Source organism: Nocardiopsis sediminis, assembly GCF_042650565.1.
Classification (GTDB): domain Bacteria; phylum Actinomycetota; class Actinomycetes; order Streptosporangiales; family Streptosporangiaceae; genus Nocardiopsis_B; species Nocardiopsis_B sediminis.
On the sequence record NZ_JBHSBH010000008.1, the window covers coordinates 301,178 to 319,118 of the forward strand.

13 protein-coding genes are annotated in these 17,941 nt (G+C 69.9%); 6 read left to right on the forward strand and 7 right to left on the reverse strand.

What is annotated here, in order from left to right; genetic code table 11:
* Window positions 1-20 precede the first annotated feature (20 nt).
* From ACFOVU_RS13105 to ACFOVU_RS13115, 3 genes are read right to left on the reverse strand one after another with little or no spacing between them, the layout of a single operon-like run.
* Window positions 21-926, reverse strand: a complete 906-nt coding sequence (locus tag ACFOVU_RS13105; protein WP_378533298.1) for an ABC transporter permease — start codon at window positions 924-926, stop codon at window positions 21-23.
* On the reverse strand, window positions 923-1,993 hold the full coding sequence (locus ACFOVU_RS13110) for an aliphatic sulfonate ABC transporter substrate-binding protein (protein ID WP_378533300.1): 1,071 nt from the start codon (window positions 1,991-1,993) through the stop codon (window positions 923-925). Before ACFOVU_RS13110 ends, ACFOVU_RS13105 begins: the two co-directional genes overlap by 4 nt.
* A 60-nt stretch (window positions 1,994-2,053) precedes the next feature.
* Window positions 2,054-2,914, reverse strand: coding sequence for an ABC transporter ATP-binding protein (locus ACFOVU_RS13115; RefSeq protein WP_378533302.1), 861 nt, complete (start codon window positions 2,912-2,914; stop codon window positions 2,054-2,056).
* A gap of 182 nt (window positions 2,915-3,096) precedes the next feature.
* Here ACFOVU_RS13115 and ACFOVU_RS13120 point away from each other — a divergent pair, with 182 nt between their 5' ends.
* The gene (locus tag ACFOVU_RS13120) at window positions 3,097-4,170 is read left to right on the forward strand and encodes a DNA polymerase III subunit beta family protein (RefSeq protein WP_378533304.1); all 1,074 of its coding nucleotides are present in this window, start codon (window positions 3,097-3,099) and stop codon (window positions 4,168-4,170) included.
* Window positions 4,171-4,200: 30 nt separating this feature from the next.
* Window positions 4,201-4,728, forward strand: coding sequence for a hypothetical protein (locus ACFOVU_RS13125; RefSeq protein ID WP_378533306.1), 528 nt, complete (start codon window positions 4,201-4,203; stop codon window positions 4,726-4,728).
* Between the two features lie 147 nt (window positions 4,729-4,875).
* Here ACFOVU_RS13125 and ACFOVU_RS13130 read toward each other — a convergent pair whose 3' ends face one another.
* Entirely contained in the window at window positions 4,876-5,553 is a 678-nt protein-coding gene (locus ACFOVU_RS13130; protein WP_378533561.1) for a hypothetical protein, read from the reverse strand.
* A 27-nt stretch (window positions 5,554-5,580) separates the two neighbouring features.
* Between ACFOVU_RS13130 and ACFOVU_RS13135 the strand changes: the two genes are divergently transcribed.
* A complete protein-coding gene (locus ACFOVU_RS13135) occupies window positions 5,581-5,784 on the forward strand; it encodes a hypothetical protein (RefSeq protein WP_378533308.1) in 204 nt (67 codons plus the stop codon).
* A 245-nt stretch (window positions 5,785-6,029) separates the two neighbouring features.
* Here ACFOVU_RS13135 and ACFOVU_RS13140 read toward each other — a convergent pair whose 3' ends face one another.
* Complete coding sequence (locus ACFOVU_RS13140; protein WP_378533310.1) at window positions 6,030-6,935, reverse strand: amino acid-binding protein; 906 nt, start codon at window positions 6,933-6,935, stop codon at window positions 6,030-6,032.
* A 144-nt stretch (window positions 6,936-7,079) separates the two neighbouring features.
* Here ACFOVU_RS13140 and ACFOVU_RS13145 point away from each other — a divergent pair, with 144 nt between their 5' ends.
* Window positions 7,080-7,496 carry a TIGR03668 family PPOX class F420-dependent oxidoreductase gene (locus ACFOVU_RS13145; protein ID WP_378533312.1) on the forward strand — a complete coding sequence of 139 codons (417 nt, stop codon included), beginning with the start codon at window positions 7,080-7,082 and terminating at the stop codon, window positions 7,494-7,496.
* Between the two features lie 328 nt (window positions 7,497-7,824).
* On the forward strand, window positions 7,825-10,002 hold the full coding sequence (locus tag ACFOVU_RS13150) for a tetratricopeptide repeat protein (RefSeq protein WP_378533314.1): 2,178 nt from the start codon (window positions 7,825-7,827) through the stop codon (window positions 10,000-10,002).
* Window positions 10,003-10,428: 426 nt separating this feature from the next.
* Here the strand turns inward: ACFOVU_RS13150 and ACFOVU_RS13155 are convergent, their stop codons facing one another.
* Both ACFOVU_RS13155 and ACFOVU_RS13160 read right to left on the reverse strand, forming a co-directional pair.
* Complete coding sequence (locus ACFOVU_RS13155) at window positions 10,429-11,682, reverse strand: hypothetical protein (protein WP_378533563.1); 1,254 nt, start codon at window positions 11,680-11,682, stop codon at window positions 10,429-10,431.
* A gap of 560 nt (window positions 11,683-12,242) precedes the next feature.
* Window positions 12,243-15,185 carry an AfsR/SARP family transcriptional regulator gene (locus tag ACFOVU_RS13160; protein ID WP_378533316.1) on the reverse strand — a complete coding sequence of 981 codons (2,943 nt, stop codon included), beginning with the start codon at window positions 15,183-15,185 and terminating at the stop codon, window positions 12,243-12,245.
* A gap of 394 nt (window positions 15,186-15,579) precedes the next feature.
* Between ACFOVU_RS13160 and ACFOVU_RS13165 the strand changes: the two genes are divergently transcribed.
* A complete protein-coding gene (locus ACFOVU_RS13165; RefSeq protein ID WP_378533317.1) occupies window positions 15,580-17,934 on the forward strand; it encodes a lysylphosphatidylglycerol synthase domain-containing protein in 2,355 nt (784 codons plus the stop codon).
* The last annotated feature ends 7 nt before the right edge of the window (window positions 17,935-17,941 follow it).

The following is a 17,941-nucleotide window of genomic DNA, read 5'->3' on the forward strand; positions in this document are numbered from 1 at the left end:
CGCCGCTAAGACGCGGGCGCTCAGGCGCGGGCGGCGGCCACGCGGCGTTCGGCGATGCCGAGAACGGCGTCGGTCGCCTTGCCGCACAGCGCCAGGAGCACGATCGACAGCAGCAGGATGTCCGTCCGCCCGGTGTTCTGGCTGTTGGTGAGCAGGAACCCGAGCCCCATGGACGACGCGATCAGCTCCGCCGCCACCACGAACAGCCAGCTCTGCGCCAGCGCCAGGCGCAGGCCCGCCACCACCGAGGGAGCCGCCGCCGGGAGCAGGACGGTGGCGAACAGCCCCACCCCGCGCAGCCCATAGGCGCGGCCGACCTCCACCAGCTGCCGGTCCATGTGCGTCAGCGCCGACGACACCGTCGTATAGACCGGGAAGAACGCCCCGATCGCGATGAGCACCACCTTCGGCCCCTCGCCGATCCCCAGCCAGAGCACCAGCAGCGGCACCCACGCCAGCGACGGGACCGCGCGCAGCGCCTGCACCGTCGGGGCCAGCAGCGACCGCACGGGAGCGACCAGGCCGACCACCCCGCCCGCCGCCAGGCCGATCGCCGAGCCCCACACGAAGCCCAGGACCACGCGCTGGAAGCTGATGGCGATGTGCAGCCACATGTCGCCGCGGCCGATGAGCTCGGTGAACGCCCCGGCGACGGCGAGGGGCGGCGGGAGCTGGTCGGGGGAGTAGACCCCTGCGCTCACCGCGCCCTGCCAGGCGGCGAGCAGGGCAACGGGGACGATGGCCCCCAGCCCGATCGAGCGCCAGGTCCGTCCGGCCCCGCCGGCCGCAGCGCCTCCGGCACTGGCCTCCGCTGTGCGGGTGCCCCGGACACGTCCGAGGCGCCGGGGCTCCTCCTCCGACTCCGGGGCGGCCGCGGTCTCCGCGCCGGCCCCGGCGCCGTCCACCCCGCTCACGTCCAGGCTCATGCGCCGCCCTCCGTGTCCGCCGCGTCGTCCGAGCCCTCCGCGCCGTCGGCTTCGTCGACGTTGCGCACCGCCTCTTCGGCGAAGTCGGGGACCAGGAGCGTCTCCAGCGCCCGCCGGGCGTCGTCCTCCGAGGCGACCAGCCCGTTGTCGACCAGGAACGGGACGATCCGCTCCAGGGTCGCCCGCTGGTCCTCGCCCGGAACGGGGTCGTTGTCGACCACGGTGCGCTCGCTCAGCTGCCGCTCGGCCACCTCCAACTCGATCCCGGCCTCGTCGGCGAGGATCTGCGCCGCCTCATCGGGGTTGTCGGCGACCCAGCGCCGCGCCCGCTCGTAGGTGTCCAGGACGGTCTGGAGCCGCTCGGGCTCGGCCTCGATGAAGTCCTCGCGCGCGTTCAGCGTGCCGTAGCTGTTGAACCCGGGGTTGCGGTAGACCAGCCGCGACCCCGCCAGCTCCGCCTGCGCCATGTGGGGGTCCAGCCCGGCCCAGGCGTCGACGTCGCCCCGCTCCAGGGCCGTGCGGCCGTCGGCGTGCTGGAGGTCGACGTGGGTGATGTCGTCCGGGTCGATCCCGGCCTCCTCCAGGGTCTGGAGGAGGAAGAAGTAGGGGTCGGTGCCGGCCGTGGCGGCGATCCGCCGGCCCTCCAGGTCTTCGGGGCCCTCGATGTCGGAGTCCTCCGGGACCACGATGGCCGACCACTCCGGGGCGCTGTAGACGTCCACGACCTGGATGGGGGTGCCATTGGCGCGGGCGAGCAGAGCGGGGGTGCCGGCGGTGGACCCGATGTCGATGGTGTCGGCGCGCAGGTTCTCGTTGGCCTTGTTGCTGCCCTCCGATAGGACCCACTGCACGTCCACGCCGTCGGCGGCGAACTCCTCCTCCAGCCACCCCTTCTCTCGGATGACCAGGCTGGGGACGTTGTAGTAGGCATAGTCGAGCCGGACCGTGCCGCCCTCGCCGGAGCCGGAGGCGGCCCCGCCGTCCTCCCCGGCCAGGCAGCCGGTCAGCAGCGTCGCGGTGGCCAGCAGCGTGGCGAGGGACAGGGGGACGGAGCGCTTCGGCGTCATAGCGGGGGTCCTCGTTTCGGGTGGTCGGGGTGCCTCGGGCGGTGGCTGGTGGGCGACGGCTCAGGGGATATCCGGCGGTGCGGGAACGGTGCTCGGGGCGTTGGTGCCGTCGTCGGGAGTGCCGGCGCGCGGGACGCCGAGGCGCCGCAGCAGGTCGGCGTGGAGCGCGGCCGAACGGGCATCGCCCCGGTCCCGTGGGCGGTGGCCGGGGACGGCGCTCTCGGTCCGCACGGTCGCGCCGTCGCGGCCCTCTTCGGCGCCGAGGACGAACACGCGGTCGGCCAGGTGCAGCGCCTCGCCCACGTCGTGGGTGACCAGCACGACAGTGGTGCCGGCTGCGCGCTGCACGTCGTCGATCAGGTCCTGCATGCGCAGCCGGGTCAGCGCGTCGAGGGCGGCCAGAGGCTCGTCGAGCAGGAGCACCCCGGGGCGGCGGGCGAGCGCGCGGGCCAGGGCGACCCGTTGCGCCATGCCGCCGGACACCTGGGCGGGGCGGTGGGCGTGGAAGTCGGCGAGGCCGACGACGCCGAGCCAGTGCGCGACCTGCTCGCGTCCCGCGGCGCGCGGCGTGCCGTGGGGCAGGCCCAGGGCGACGTTGCCCGCCAGGGTGCGCCAGGGGAGGAGCCGCGGTTCCTGGAAGACGACGGCGCAGCGGGGGTCGACGTCGCGGACCGGTGCGCCGTCGATGGCCAGCGCGCCGCGCGTGGGGCGGTCCAGCCCGGCGATCTGGCGGAGCAGAGTGGATTTGCCGCATCCGGAGGGGCCCAGCAGCGCGACGGTCTCGCCGGCGGCGATGTCGATGTCGATGTCGCGCAGGACGGTGCGCTCCGCACCGGCGCCGTTGCCGAAGGAGCGGCCGAGGCCGGTGATGGCGACGTGGGCGGCGGGGAGGTGCGTGGTGAGCGGCGGGGATGCGGGCACGCGGGGCTCCTGGGGGCAGGATGAGACAAACATACTAAATCAATAGGAAATATAGACTATTCGCCGAGGTGTGGCGATGCGGTCTTCGCCCCCGCCGGGCAGCGCGGCGACGGCACGGGGAACACCCCCTTCCCCTGCCCCCGTGTTGACCCTCAAGTGGGTCGAAGCCCGACGATGGAGGGGTGCCGATCTCCGAGCTGATGCCGATCGGGGTCTTCGCCCAGCGCAGTGGGCTGACCCCCAGCGCGCTGCGCTTCTACGCCGACTCCGGGCTGCTTCCGCCCGCCGAGGTCGACCCGGTCACGGGTTACCGCTACTACAGCGACGGCCAGGTGGCCGGTGCCACCGTGCTGCGCCGGCTCCGGGAGATCGGCATGCCGCTCACCGCTGTCGAAGCGGTCCTGGGCGCCGAGCCCGGCGAAGCGTCGCGACTGATCGACGAGCACGTCACGCGGGTCCTCGGGGACGCGGCGGCGGTGCAGCGCAAGGCCGCAGCGATCACATCGTCGCTCGCCGACGTGCCGAGCCAGCCGGTCGCAGCGCTGAAAGGCCCCGTGCTGGCCGACGCGATCGAGCAGGTCCTGACCGCGACCACGCGTGAACCGCGGATGCCGGTGCTGGGCGGACTGCGCGTGGAGGCGGCCCCGGAAGCGGTCACGCTGACCGCGACCGACCGGTACCGCCTCGCGATGCGGACCGTGGTTCCCGCCGAACCGGCGGCCACCACGACATGGGCCGCCACCGTCAGCGGCGATGACCTGCGAGCCGCGGTCGCCGACATCCGGCGGAGCGCGCTGGTGCGCGTCGACGCGACGCCGCACGGTGTCCGGCTCCGCCTGGCGGGCCGGGACGACCGGCACTGCCGACTGCTACAGGAGGAGTTCCCCGACCACCGGCTGATGCTCGCGTCGCTGCCCGACGTCACCACCCGGGTGACCGTCGCCAAGGATCTCCTTCTCGGCGTGCTGGAAGAACATCCGGGGGAGCGGATCTCGCTGCGCGCGACCCGGCGCGGCCTGGACGTTCCGGTGGCCCCGGACGGGCACCCCGGCCTCGGGGCCCCGGCCGCCGTGACGGGACCGGACGTCCGGATCTGCTTCGAGCTGACGACGCTCTACCCGGCCATCAGCACCGCCATCGGCCCCGACCTGCTGCTCGACCTGCGAGGACCCGACCTGCCCGTCACGATCCGCTCCGCCGACCGCGGCGATCTCACCACCCTGGCCATGCCCGTCAACGCCGACCATCCCGCCTGAACACGACCACCGACGACGAGGACCACTCCCGTGACCACCACCCCCACCAGCCCCACCACTCCCACCAGCCCCGACCCGACCATGGACGCCATCGGCCGAGCCGTCACCGAAGGACGAGCCGGCGACACCGCCTCCGCCCGCCGCGCACTCCTGGACATCTGGTCCTCGATCGGCGTCACCGGCGACCCGCTGCACCGCTGCACCCTCGCCCACTACCTGGCCGACCTCTACGACGACCCCGCCCAAGCCCTGGCCTGGGACATCCGGGCCCTGGACGCCGCCGACGCCGTGACCCAGCAACGCGTCGAGGAGCACCACACCGGGCTGCACATCGCCGGCTTCTACCCCTCCCTGCACCTCAACCTCGCGGACAACTACCGCCGGCTCGCCTCCTTCGACGCCGCCGCCGAGCACATCGACGCGGCCACGGAACACGCCCCCGACCTCCCGCAGGACGCCTACGGTGCCTTCCTGCGTACCGCGATCGAGCAGGTGGCCGAGGCCATCGCCCAACGGGACACCACCGCGCGGGCCTCCGCCCCGGGGGCCACCGCATGACGCACCGGCAGGCGCGTCTCCCCATCGAGGAAGCAGGACATCGCGACGGCGGCCCAGGCGGCCACAGCGGCCACAGCAAAAGCGCTGACCGCGGTGGTCGCGGTGGCCGAAAGCGGAGAGGCCCGGATCAGCCCGGATCAGGCCGGATCAGGCCGGGTCGGCTGGCCGCGACCGGCGTCTCCTGGAGGAGATCTCCGCGCCCGGCGGGATGTCGACCGCGATCTCCCCGCCCAGCTGCGCCCCGTTGATGAGACCGAGGTCGTCCCCGCTCCAGAAGCGCCCCGGGTCGTACCAGTTGGGCCGGCGCCCACCCGGGAGCAGGCCCATCGCTTCATAGGTGAGGGCGACGACCTCGGCGCAGTACGCCGACTCCAGGGTGCCGCCCGGCTTGGCGCGGCTGGGCAGCGGCACCCGTCCGCGCAGCCAGCGGCCCAGCAGCTGGGCGCTGGAGGGGAACGGGGTGCCGTCGAGCCGCGCGATCGTGCGCAGCGCGGCATCCTCGCCCTCGCGGCCCACTGGCGGGTCGAGCTGGCGCAGCCACGCCCGCTGGCCGTACTTGCTCTCCCACACGATGACCGAGTCGCGCAGGTCGTGCAGCTGCACGCCGCGGTGGTGGTTGCCCGACCACATGTCCGGCAGCGATTTTCCCAGCTCGGCGTGCCACATGAGCGGGGGGAGGTCCTCGATGACGACCGACATCCCCACGTGGTTCACCGGGCTGTTCGTCGTCATCTGAATGGCCCGGTCGGGCATGGAGCGCCCCCGGAACACCCAGATGTCGCCGGTTCGCGTGAGATCGAGCGCCTCGTCGAGGCCGATGCGGATGTCGGTCACCCGAGTAGCCTAGGCAACATGCGTTGGTGGAAGGTAGTCGGACTTGCAGGCTTCGCGGGAGTCGTCGCAACGGGCGTCGTCATCGCCCGCGCCGAACGGCGCCGCCGCGCCTACACCCCTGAGCAGATCCGCGACCGCCTCCGCACCCGAGCCGCCGAGGCCGGCCCACCCCCACAGGAACCCGGCACAACCCCTGCCCCCATCCTCCCGGAGAGCCCCTGACCTGCGGGTTCGTGCGCGTCCCAGAGGCCCCAGACCGGGGGTGCCTTCGCATACCGACATCCGGGGCTGGTGCCGCGAGGGGATATCGGTGACACTTTCGTCGAATCCGCTCATGTCGCCTGCGCGATGCCGGGAACCTATGGCCCGACACCCGCGCGGCCGATAGGGTACCGGCGGGTAGTGCCGCGATACCCCCTCCTCGCGGCACTGCCCCCTTCGCTTTGTCCGGGCCTCGCCAGAGCCGATCAATGCCGGTCCGGGTGCAGCCGGGAGTGCAGCGATCCGGCGACATCGGCCAGCGCACGGCAGCGCGCGAACTCCACCGCCGTGAACGGCATCCCCGGCCGGCTCAGCACCAGCACGCCGCCCTCCGGTGATGTCACCGCCATCCGCTCGCCTGACAGTTCATCGGCGGTCATTCCGGGCGGTGCCGCCGCGTGGTGCTCGACGTCTCTGGCCCCCGACAGCGACAGCAGTGAGCGCGGCAGGGTCGCCGTACCCGCGATGAGCCCCGCTGCCAGCGACAGCGCCCGGCTCGCTGTGTCGCTCAGTTCGTGGGCGTCGGCCGGCTCGATCACCGCATCGCGGCCCCCGGCGCGTACGAGCGCCGCCCGCAGCCGCTCCGCCTCCACATCGGACGGCACGCTGGCGTAGAACTCGTCGATCGCCTCGTCCCCGCCTCCGGGATGGACGTGTAGGAGGCGTATGTCGACCCCGAGTCGCGCCAGCTGCGCGGTCAGCGCGGCGAGCCCGCCGGGGACGTCGCTGACGCCCACCCGCATCCGCCACAGGCGCTCCGGGCCGTGCCGCGCAGCCGAACGCGGGAACGGGTCGGCCGGCGCGTCGCGGCCCGCACCGCGCAGGGCATCGGCCCGGCCCGCCGACTCCGCCGGATCGGCCGCATGCGTGTGGGTGCGGTGCCGCCGCCACCGGTGGAACGAGGAGACGATGATCAGAGCGGCGCCGACCCCGACCAGTGTCGGCGCGCCGAAGTCGCTGTGCCCGAGCGCGAGGACCAAGAGGTGTGCGGCCCCCGCTGCGAAGAGTAGTGTCCCGATCTCCAGGAATTCCCGGCCGAGGAACCCCGGCCGCCCGACCCCGGTGCCGTCGGCGGCGGTGTCCGGGCCGGTCCCATGCGTGTATCCACCCATGGCTCCGACGATCCCGGCGACACGTTGCGGGCGGTCGACACCCCATGACGGCGTCGTAACGTTTGGTAGTGACGATGGTCACGGAGTGTCCCCGGATTCCGTGTATGCGGTCCCTGCACAGGGGAGCTGTGAAACATTCGCCTCATGCGCTGGTCCGGGGATCACTGCCGTGACGTGTTCGGCCGCCGACGTGTCGCCCGGCTGGCGACCTCGGGCCCCGACGGCAGACCGCACCTGGTCCCGGTGGTCTTCGCCCTCCACGGCGACACCATCGCCATGGCGGTGGACGCCAAGCCGAAGCGGACCGCCCATCTCAAACGCCTCGCCAACATCCGCGCCAACCCCAACGTGTGCCTGCTGGCCGACGAGTACGACGACGACTGGCGGCAGTTGTGGTGGGTACGCGCCGACGGCGCGGCCCGCATCGTCGAGTCCGGCCGCGAACGCGGCGCGGCGATCGCGCGCCTGGCCGAGCGCTACCGGCAGTACCGCACCGCGCCGCCGGAAGGTGCGGTCGTGCTCGTGTCGGTGCACCGCTGGTCGGGGTGGTCGGCGGAATGATCCGGAATCCGGTGGCCGATATCGGACGTCCGGACGGCCGAATCTCGTTTTGATGCGCCCGCCGGGTCGTTTCGCTGCCCGCGTGCGGCTCTGACGTGCACGGATATCTACCGTGCGAAGGTGGGCCGAACAGGACCGACCCCGTGTCGGTGCCGTAGCGCCGCCCCGCGCGCCAGCGAATTGCATGTGGACCTTCGATGCATGATGCGCATCACCCTGAGTTCTCGTGCGAACACAAGGGGGTCCAACGGGCTTGCGGGACGCGCTTCTGTTGCGGCCTTTCCGGGTACAAAGCAGGCGAATCCCCCTAGGCAACAGGACAGCGCATATGCAGAGCGGCGGAAACGGTGGTGAACACGGCCCGCGCAATGACGTCGGCGATGACGACTTCGCGACCCCCGCCAATCGCATTTCGGGCACCATTCACGGCGACTCCGTCCAAGCCGGAACCGTGCATGGCGGGGTCCACTTCCACCAAGCGCCTGGGCGTTCGCCGATCGCGCCGAGCCAGCTTCCACCGGCTCGCACCGTCTTCATCGACCGCAGCCAGGAGATCGGCCTGCTACAGGAGGACGCTCACGCGGTCGCCGAACAACGGGAATCCCGTGTCACCGTGCTCATCGGGACCGGCGGGGTAGGAAAGACCGCATTGGCCACGGCCTTCCTCCGCTCGGCCGCCACCGGCTTCCCCGACGGACAGCTCTATGCCGACCTCGGCGGATTCTCACCCTCCGGTCCCACCGATCCCGCGCAGATCCTCGACGCGCTTCTGCGCTCCCTCGGCGCCGCGCCCGCGGAGATCCCGGAAGGGCTGTCGGCTCGTTCGTCGCTCTTCCGGACATGGACGACCGATCGCCGGCTGGCCTTCCTTTTCGATGACGCGTTCTCGGCCGCCCAGGTGCGGGCCCTGCTCCCCGGGCAGGGCGCCCACCTCGTCCTGGCCACCACGCGGCTTCAGTTATCGGGCCTGGTCAGTGCGGGTGCGCGGTTCATCGATGTCCGGCCGATGGACGAGGACGCTGCGGCCGAATTGCTCGTCGCGCTGATCGGTGGCCGCCGCGACGACGTCGGCGACCGCGTGAGCAAGGAACTCGCCGAACTCTGTGGACGACTGCCCCTCGCCGTCTGTGCCGCTGCCGGTCGCCTCGTCATGCGCCCCGCACGCCCGGTCCGGCAGATGGTCGACGAACTGAGCAGTGAGCAGCGCAGGCTGGCCGCGCTCAGCCGCTACGGCCAGGACGAGGACGGCTCCGTGCGCGCCGTCTTCGACGTCTCCTACCGGGCGCTGCCCGACCGCGCCGCCCGCCTCTACCGTCTCCTCGGCCTGCACCCCGGGCCGCGCTTCGGAGTCCTCGCGGCAGCCGCGCTCGCCGATACCGACACCTACGACGCCGACGAACAGCTGGACTACCTAGTGGAGGCGAGCATGCTGGAGGACGAGGGGGAAGGCGGCTACTCCTTCCACGACCTGGTCCGCATCCACGCGCACGACCGCGCCGAGGACGAGGAGGATGCACGGGAGCGTGAAGCGGCGCTCGATCGCTTGGTCGAGCGTTACCTCGTCACGGCCGTCTCCGCCGACCTCATCCTCAACCCCGGCCGCTGGCACCTGAGCGCTCTGTTCGGACAAGCGAAGGAACGCCCGCCGGCCTTCGCCGGACGCGACGCCGCGCTGGCCTGGTTCGAGGCCGAACTGCCCAACCTGCGGGAACTGGTGCTGTTCTGCACGCGGACGGGTCGAAACAAGGCGGCCTGGCAGCTGTGCGAGGGGCTCTGGGCCTATTTCACGCTGACGAAGCCGTTCGACGCGTGGTTGGCGACGCATCGGTCGGGACTCGCCTCAGCGGAGGCGCTCGGAGATCTCGCGGCACAGGCACGGATGCTCGCGGCTCTCGGCAGCGCCCTACTGGCTCTGGGGTCGATCGACCAGGCCGCAGGGCTCCATCGCCGGGCGCTGGATCTCTGGCGATCAGTGGGGCATGGGCTCGGTCAGGCGTCTGCGCTGGAAGAATTGGGAAACGCGGAACTCGCCCGAGGACGCCCTGAAGCCGCCACCGCCCGGTACCTCCCCGCCAGGGATCTCTTCGCGGAGCTAGCGGTCCCGCGCGGCGTTGCGATGATGGAACGCCACCTTGGTGAGGCCGAACGCGACGCGGGCAGGCCTGACGCCGCAATCCCACACTTTCAGCGCGCCCGGGCGTATTTCGCGGAACAGGGCGACGGGTACCAGGAAGCCCGCGCCGTCATCGGGCTGGCGACCACCCGCCTGGCCGAATGCCGGTTCGACCAGGCGGCGGACGTACTTGCAGAGGCGCTGGACATCACCACGCGCTCGTCCGCCCATTTCGAGACGGCTCGGGTGCGGGCGCTGCTCGCGGACGCGGAACTCGGGCGGGGCCGGCCTGCCGAGGCACGCGTGCAGTTGGCCGAGGCACATGCCATCTATAGCGGACTTCGTGCCCCGCAAGCCGCAGAGGTGGCACGTCGCCTGGCCGAGCTGGAGTGATCGCCGCCAGGGCGTTTCCCAATGAAGTGCCCGTGGGCTCGGCGGGAAGATCGCCGACCACGCCGCCCGCCGCGATCCAGCCGTGTACCACGCACAATCCGAGCGCCACCCGCCATTCGGCCAGCAGACGGGGCAAATGCAGCATGGGACCGTCGCGAAGTGCGACTTCCCACCCGTGGCTGTGCCGGACCGCAGCCGACGTGCACCCGGGATAAGTGCTGAGGAGGCCGTCGGCACCGGGATGCGCGCTGCCCGTCTCGGCTCGGATAGTCGTGATGACGTCGGCGACACCTCGCCACAGGGCGTCGCGGGTGCGGCTGTCGGCCCACACGGGGCTGTCAAGGACGGTGGTCCCGGAGTCCTCCCCTGGGCGAGAAGTGGCCGGGCCCACGATGGAGGTCTCTCCGTGGATCCGCACCGCGCCGTTCATCCCGCATCCCGTTCGATCAGTGGCGGCAGCAGCCGCGGCACCGCAATGGGCGGGTTTTGGGCTGGAATGTCCGGTTCGGGGAGCTTCAGCAAGCGGTACATCGCCGAGCGGAGCAGCGCCGCCGAGGCTCCGGGAGCGGTGGTCAGCTGACTCCGGTACCACTCGGTGCGCTCGGGGACGTGCGTGGAAAGTGCCCCCTTGACCTGGGGGAGCAGTGGCGCCCCGTGGTCGAGCTGAGGCGAGGTCAATCCCAGGAGCGCCGTGTGGGAGCCGGGAGGGACGTCATCCGTCGGGAAGGTCCCGAGCAATACCGGACACCCGATCGCAGCGGCGTAATACGTCGCCGAACCGTGATCCCCGATTACCAGATCCGCCGCGACGAGCGCCGCCTGCCATCCCTCCCCGGGGGGAATGACGTCCGGCCCTCTCCCGTCCGGCCCGCCGAGCCAGGCGCGCACCTGGCGGTGACCATGCCATACCCAGGATGCAGGGTGGGGAGCGGTGATGACACGGTATTCGTCCGCGGGGAGTTCCGCCGCGAGGCGTCGCGGCAGGTCAGAGTGGGCGCCGAGGAGGGAATTGTGCCGCCACGTCGAGGAGACGACGACCAGGGTCTGCCCCTCCTCGACCCCCAGTGCCTTCCGGAACTCGGCGCGCCGGTCCGCGCCGGCCACCAACCGGTCGAACGCGGGGTCTCCCACCACCTCCGCGACCTCGGCCGCGGGAGGAACGGTGCGGGCGAGCAGATCCTTCTGGTGAGAGTGCGCGACCCCGATCATCGCCGGGATCACGCGGCCGTAGGCGATGAGCCCACCGGTGTGCATGCCTACGACCTCGCGGGGCGCGGCGGGACCGTCGCCGTCCTGCCGGTGGAGCAGCTTGCCGGGCCCCGCCCCGTGGTCGAGGGAGAGAACAGGGGCGTGGATGTGTTCGAGGCCGCCGAGAGATGCCGCGACGGCCAGATCAAAACGAAGGGATGTCGCCTGGTGCCACGGGAGGACGACGTCCCCGCGATTGCGCAGATATGCAGCCCCGCTGTGCGAGAAAGCGCCGCCGGGCGGCGTGGTATAGACCAGCTGGATGGAAGGGCTGGTCTCGATGATGGGGACGACGTCGCCCATCAGCCGGTTCGCCGCGGTCAGGTGGTGGACGACGACCAGAACGGTCTTCTCAGGGGACCACGTGTTCCGGGTGCTGCCATCGAGCCCAAAGGGGCCAGGGGTCCAGGAGTCGCCGGGCAAGGGAGCCACCTCCATGTCTCTAAGGAGTCATGGAGAAGCGTCCGTCCCGCCGATGGACACCTGACTTGCGCTGCGCGTGCGCGTACGTGCATGCGACGTGCAGTTCGCGTGCACGGTGCGCGCGTGGACGCGCTCACGAAGATGGCGAGTAAAGAATGGGGCGTGCCCACCGCGTCGCGGGGGTGGGCACGCGGAATCGGACCAGCTCAGAGTACCTGGACGATCTCCCGGGGGACGTCAGTGATCTTCGGCGTCACGAAGATGATCCAGCCGTAGTCTGGGGCGGTCTTCTCTGAGAAGAGAGTGTTGGATTGTACCCTTGCCATGTTGGGTCCTCCTGGAGTCGTTGGCGATTGTTGAATTCGGGAGGAACTCAATAGGCGGGACCCTGGTTCTGGTGGAGCCGGGTCCCGCCGCTGTAGAGCATATATCATGTCTGGAATGCCCGTGCACGGTGGAGCTTAACTGGACATTACTCTCGCGTTGGCCGCCGGGCCAAGTTTGGCATCGATGATTTGTCTGGATGGTGACTAATTGTTCGCCGTGTCACCATTACTCGCGAGTACGTCCTAACGGGTCTCTCGCGGCCCGGCGATCTCGGCGAGACGTCCGCTCGCGTGCGTCGTCTCGTCGATCAATCCGTGCGCTTCGGCCGCATGGAGCGACATGCGGTAGAGGACTTCTGCTCCCGAAATGTCCCTTTGCGCGCGAAGTACGTCGCCGAGACCAAGTAGGGCCTCACACTTCTTTATCGGATCCCCGAGTTTCTCGGCCAGGCGGAGGCTCTCGTGAAAATCGGCGCTGGCGACTCCAAGTGACCCCAAATTCAAGTGGGCTCTTCCCATGTTGGCGAGCGTTGCAATTTCCGCCCAGCGATCTCGCATTTCTCGGTGGATCGCAAGTGCCGCATTGAATTGGGATAGTGCCTCTTGGTGATTTCCTCTAAGGGAGTTTATTTCTCCGAAATTTGTTCTGAGTCTGGCTATTGAACTTTTCAAATCAAGTCCATCGAGTAGATCGATTCCCTCGTTCAGTAGCCGATCTGCATCCTCGTATTTTTCAAGTCTGTAATAGCATCCGGCGATGTTGCTCTTCATCTTCGCCTGGCCTGGTTTGTCCGCCAGATCCTCGAATATGAGCAGGGATTCCTGGAATCCGGAGAGTGCTTTGAAAAAATCTCCTTGAATCCAATCGCAATGCGCCAAGCTGGCGATGCTTATGGCGATCCCATGTCGATCACGGGTCGAGTGGAACAACCTGAGTGCCCGTCGGAGGACCATTCTGGCGTCTGTCAGCGATCCTCTTCTGGATTTTAGAACGCCAAGCTGCACCAGTGCTCGGCCTTTGACCGATTGATCGACCACGCGTTCGCAGATGCGCAGTGCCTCGTGAATGTAAATCGAGGCTTGAGGTAGATCTCCGACAGAGATCAGCGCTTTCCCAAGGTCAACGAGCGACTGGGCCAGCAGCTCCTGATTATCTTGGTTACGCAATATTTCAACAGCGCGTTGGTAGAGTTCCACGGTGTTGGGCGATAGGTCATTAGGATCAATCGATTTGGCGAGCGCGCGAGATATCTTTGCTTCGTGAATCTCTAATCCGCCTTGAAGGCGGGCCCACGTCAGAACGGAAAGAATATTCTGCCGCTCGACGGCGAATGAAGATTTATCTTCGTGAATTGAACTGCATGCTTCTGTGTAGTAGTCCATTGCTCGGTATGTTGCGACCCTCAACTCTGATGGGGAGATGTCGGACTGCATTCGTGCAAAGTCCGCGAGGAGGGCATGCATCGTGTACCGATGGGCGTGCGGTTCATCGAGCAATGAGGTGTCCGTCAGTTCGTCAAGCAGTCTAGAGGTCTCGCGAGTCGACTTTCCGATCAGTGCCGCGGCAGCAGATATTCCAAATTCCGGAGTCGGATGGTGCCCGAGCAGAAAGAACGTGGATCGTGCTTCGGGCGTGAGGTCGCGCAGACTTGCGAGAAATATTGTGTGGAGATTCAATTTTCCAACGGCAAATTCCGTGATGCGTTCACGCGTGCGTCGTAGATGTACTACGAGGTCATCTGGCGACCACGCTGGATGTTGGCGCCACCTGTTGGCCAGGAGTCGTAGCGCCAGGGGGAGTCGTTCAGCGATCGCGACCAGATGCGATGTCTGGGTTCCATCAGGGTCAGTCGAATGTCCGGCGAGTTCTCTGAAAAGCATCAGTGCTTCGTTGTGGGACGGGACGCCGAGTTTGATATGCCGGGCGCCCTCCACCGCATGGAGGCGTCGGCGGCTTGTGATGAAGACCGTGCATCCGCTGCCCCCTGGGATCAAGGGCAGGGCTTGGTCATCATCGGCGGCGTCGTCGAGGATGAGCAAGGCGCGTATGCCGGACGTCCGGTCACGCCATAGGGCGGCGCGCTGCTCCAGAGAAGCCGGGATGCTCTCGGCCGCGACGTCGAGCATGACGAGAAGCTCGTGCAGTGCTTCGCCCGGATCCTTGGGAGCGTGCTGGGCGTGGGCGCCATGGAGTCGAATGAAGTAGCGGCCGTCCGGAAAGGCGTCCTTCAACCGGTGGGCCGCGTGGGTCGCCAGGGCGGTCTTTCCCACTCCTGCCATTCCGTTGATGACGTGGACGGTGGCGGCCGTGGGAGAGGGGGAACGCGCCGACGACAGGAGGGCGGCGAGTTCGGTGTGGCGGCCGGTGAAGTCGGGGATGTCGCGGCTGAGGTTGTCGCGTTGAGGGCGTGGAGGCCGGGGCTGTGAGGAGGACGGCGAGCCCCGCGGGCGAGCCGTCGCGCCCAGGAGAGATTGAAAGGTCCGCTGGAGGTCCGCCCCAGGGTCGGTGCCGTGGTGCTCGCTCAGGCGCTGTTTGATCGTGTGGTAGACGTCCATCGCCTCAGTGGTCCGGCCCGACGCGTGTAGCGCCTTCATCAGTTTCAGGGTCAGCGGCTCGTCATCGGGGTAACGGGCCGCATGCTTGCTCAGAAGGCCGACGATGTCGTCGGGGTCGCGCCGGTCCAGTGCCAGGCGTGCCCAGTCGGATAGCACGCCGCGGTGGGCGCGGCGCAGGTACTCGCGGGTTCTGGTGGCCCACACGCCCGACAGCCCCGTGAGCGGTTCGCCCTGCCACAGTGCAACGGCCGTATCCAGTCGGGCCAGCGCGGTGTCCTCGTCGCCGCTGCGCTCCGCCGTCTTCGCCCTGCTGCGCAGCTCCTGGAACCGCAGCCAGTCCACCCGACGCGGATCGATCTTCAGGGCACACGTCCCCGACCTGTTGACAATGGCGGTACGGTCGGCGCCGACCGCCTCCAGTCGGTTCCGCGCGCGGGTTACATACGAATTGAACGTATTGAGGTTCATCGGCTCATCGTCATTGATGCTCAGGGCCACGGTATCCCGCGGAATCGGTCGGCCGCCCTCCAAGCCGAGTACGGCGATGACGGCCATCGTCCGACCGGATTCGAGATCCACGGGACGGCCCGCGATCAGGAGTTCGACCGGGCCCAGAACCCTCAGCTCCAACGGAACCTCCTTATGCCATCACCCCCCAAATCGGATAATGCCCGGAAAATAGATCTTTCCACTGGCCGAAACCTGTCACCTGTGCGATGTAGGATCTTGCTGTCCGTCGTGATGCTGATGACCTGCGATCCCGATCCCATCCGAGAAGGATTGACCGCCGGAGTGGACAGAATGTTTTGTCCATTCCGGTAAGGCGATGCTGTCCCGGTCGGTGCGGCCCAAAAGTGGCCGCGGCGAATGCACCTGCAAATGGTCGGGAATATGCATTTTCCAGCCGCGCTCGCCCACTGGCGCGGACACGCCACACCCGGGCGGGCCGCGTGGGGGCGGGGATTCGGGCAGGCTGGGGTCCGTGAAACGAGGAGAACCGCGGCCGCGCCACGGCGGCACCCCCGTGTCCGCTTCGCTGGAGGAGGTCCGGCCGACGGCGCGGCGGCCGCAGGACCTGTTGCTCGGGCTGGCCGGGGTGCTGGCCGTCGCCCTTGTGCTGCTGGCCGTGCGGGTGGCCACCGGCGAGACCGAGCCCGCCGCGCCCGCCGAGCTGCGCGCGCTCGTGCCGCCCTCCCTGCTCGCGCTGCTCGCGGGGGCCGCCAACATCATGGTGATCGTGCTGGCCGGGGTGACGGCGGTGGAGCGGCTGTTGCGCCGTGAGTTCCGGCAGGTCGTGCGCGCGCTGTTCGGGGCCGCCCTCGCCTACGGGGTCGTCGGCGCCGCCAACGCCACGGTGGTCGCGGTCTCCGGCCCGGGCGGGCCGCCCGATGTGCTCGCCGTCGCCGACACGCACAACCTCTTCACCAGCCCCCTGCACGCCTACGTCGCCGCCGCCGTCGCCTACGTCGGCGCGCTGCCGCTGGGCCGCCTGCCGCGCCTGCGCGCCGCCATGTGGCTGGGCATCGGGCTGACCTCCGCCTCGGTGGTGCTGGCCGGCGTGACCACCGTCCTGGCGCTGCTGCTGACCGTGCTCGTCGGCGGGGCGTGCGCATCGGCCTCCCGTTACGCCGTCGGCCTGTCGCGTCCGGTGCCCGCCACCGACCGGCTCATCCGCGAGCTCCGCCGGTTCGGCCTCGACCCGCTCGGCGTCGCCCCCGACGGCACCGACGGCGAGGGCAACCAGCGGTTCGTCGTCGACACCACCGACCGCCGCCTCGACGTCGTCCTGCTGCGCGCCGACGACACCAGCGGCTGGTGGAAGCGGCTCATGGCGCTCATCCTGCTGCGCGACCCCGTCGCGCCGCCGGTCCTGCTGAGCCTGCACCGCCGCCTCGAACACGCGGCGCTGCTGGGGTTCGCCTCGCGCGCGGCCGGCGCCGCCGTCCCCCGGGTGCTGGCCATCGGCGAACTCGGCCTGGGCACGGTCGCCCTCGTCCACGAGCACCGGCGCATGGTCCCCCTCGACGCCATCGCCGACGACGCCATCACCGACGACCTCCTCGACGCCGCCTGGGCGGAGCTGGGCCTCCTGCACCGCCACCGCATCGTCCACGGCAGCCTCAACGGCGACACCGTCGGCCGGCTGCTGAGTGGCCGGGTCGCCTTCACCGGCCTGTCCGGCGGCGGTGTGGCCGCCTCCCCGCTCAAGGCGTCGCTGGACGTCGCCGCTCTGCTGACCGTGCTGGCGCTGCGCGTGGGCGAGACCCGGTCGGTGGACGCCGCCGTCCGGGTCCTGGGCGTGGAGGGCGTTGCCGCCGCACTGCCCTTCCTCCAGCCCGCCGGGATGCCGTTCGGCCTGCGCAAACGGCTGCGCTCTCGCCGCGCGGCCCTGGGCGCGATCCGCGGCCGCATCGCCGAACTCGCCCCCGAGGCACCCGCCCGCCAGGCGCGCCTGGAGCGGATGCGCCCCCGCACCGTTGTCAGCGTGGTGGCCGCGACCATCGTCGGCCTCGTCCTCGCCTACCAGCTCGCCGGCGTCGACTTCGGCACGATCTCCGGTGCCGACCTCGGCTGGGCGGCCGCGGCGTTCGCGGCGTCGGTGGTGTGCATGGTCGCCGCCGCGCTGGCGCTCATGGGGTTCGTGCCCATCCGGCTGAACCTGTGGACGACGGTGCTGGTGCACTACGCGGGCTCCTTCATCCGCATCGCCGCGCCCGCCGGGCTCGGGTCGATCGCCCTCAACACCCGCTACGTCACCTGCATGGGCGCCTCACCCGGGCTCGCGCTCTCCGCTGTGGGCCTGTCGCAGGTGGTGGGGCTGGTGGCCAACCTGCCGATCCTGCTGGTGTGCGCCTACCTCACCGGGACCGCCCACTGGGCCGACTTCTCGCCCTCGGGCACGCTCATCGCGGTCATCGCCGTGCTCAGCGTGGCGATCACGGCGGTCCTGCTGCTGCCGCGCCTGCGCCGCGCGGTGGTCGACCGGGCGCGCCCCTACTTCCAGGGCACCGTCCCCCAGATGCTGGACCTCCTCCAGAACCCGCGCCGCCTGGCCATGGGCGTCGGCGGCACCGTGCTGCTCACCGCCGGTTTCGTGCTCTGCCTGTACTTCTCCATCGCGGCGTTCGGCGGCCAGGCGAGCCTGACCGCTGTGGCCGTGGTGTTCCTGGCCGGCAACGCCGTCGGCTCGGCAGCACCCACGCCCGGCGGGCTGGGCGCCGTGGAGGCGGCGCTGCTCGGCGGCCTGACCACGGTCGCCGGGCTGCCCGCCGCTGTGGGGCTGCCGGCGGTGCTGCTGTTCCGGCTGTTCACCTTCTGGCTCCCCGTTCTACCTGGGTGGGGCGCCTTCCACCTGCTCCAGCGGTGGAAGGCCATCTGAGCCCCGG

Bases quoted from the DNA above. Each gene is read 5' to 3' on its own strand.
- ACFOVU_RS13105 (WP_378533298.1), bottom strand. From the start codon at position 926: ATGAGCCTGGACGTGAGCGGGGTGGACGGCGCCGGGGCCGGCGCGGAG.
- ACFOVU_RS13110 (WP_378533300.1), bottom strand. From the start codon at position 1,993: ATGACGCCGAAGCGCTCCGTCCCCCTGTCCCTCGCCACGCTGCTGGCC.
- ACFOVU_RS13135 (WP_378533308.1), top strand. From the start codon at position 5,581: ATGCGTTGGTGGAAGGTAGTCGGACTTGCAGGCTTCGCGGGAGTCGTC.
- ACFOVU_RS13140 (WP_378533310.1), bottom strand. From the start codon at position 6,935: ATGGGTGGATACACGCATGGGACCGGCCCGGACACCGCCGCCGACGGC.
- ACFOVU_RS13145 (WP_378533312.1), top strand. From the start codon at position 7,080: ATGCGCTGGTCCGGGGATCACTGCCGTGACGTGTTCGGCCGCCGACGT.
- ACFOVU_RS13150 (WP_378533314.1), top strand. From the start codon at position 7,825: ATGCAGAGCGGCGGAAACGGTGGTGAACACGGCCCGCGCAATGACGTC.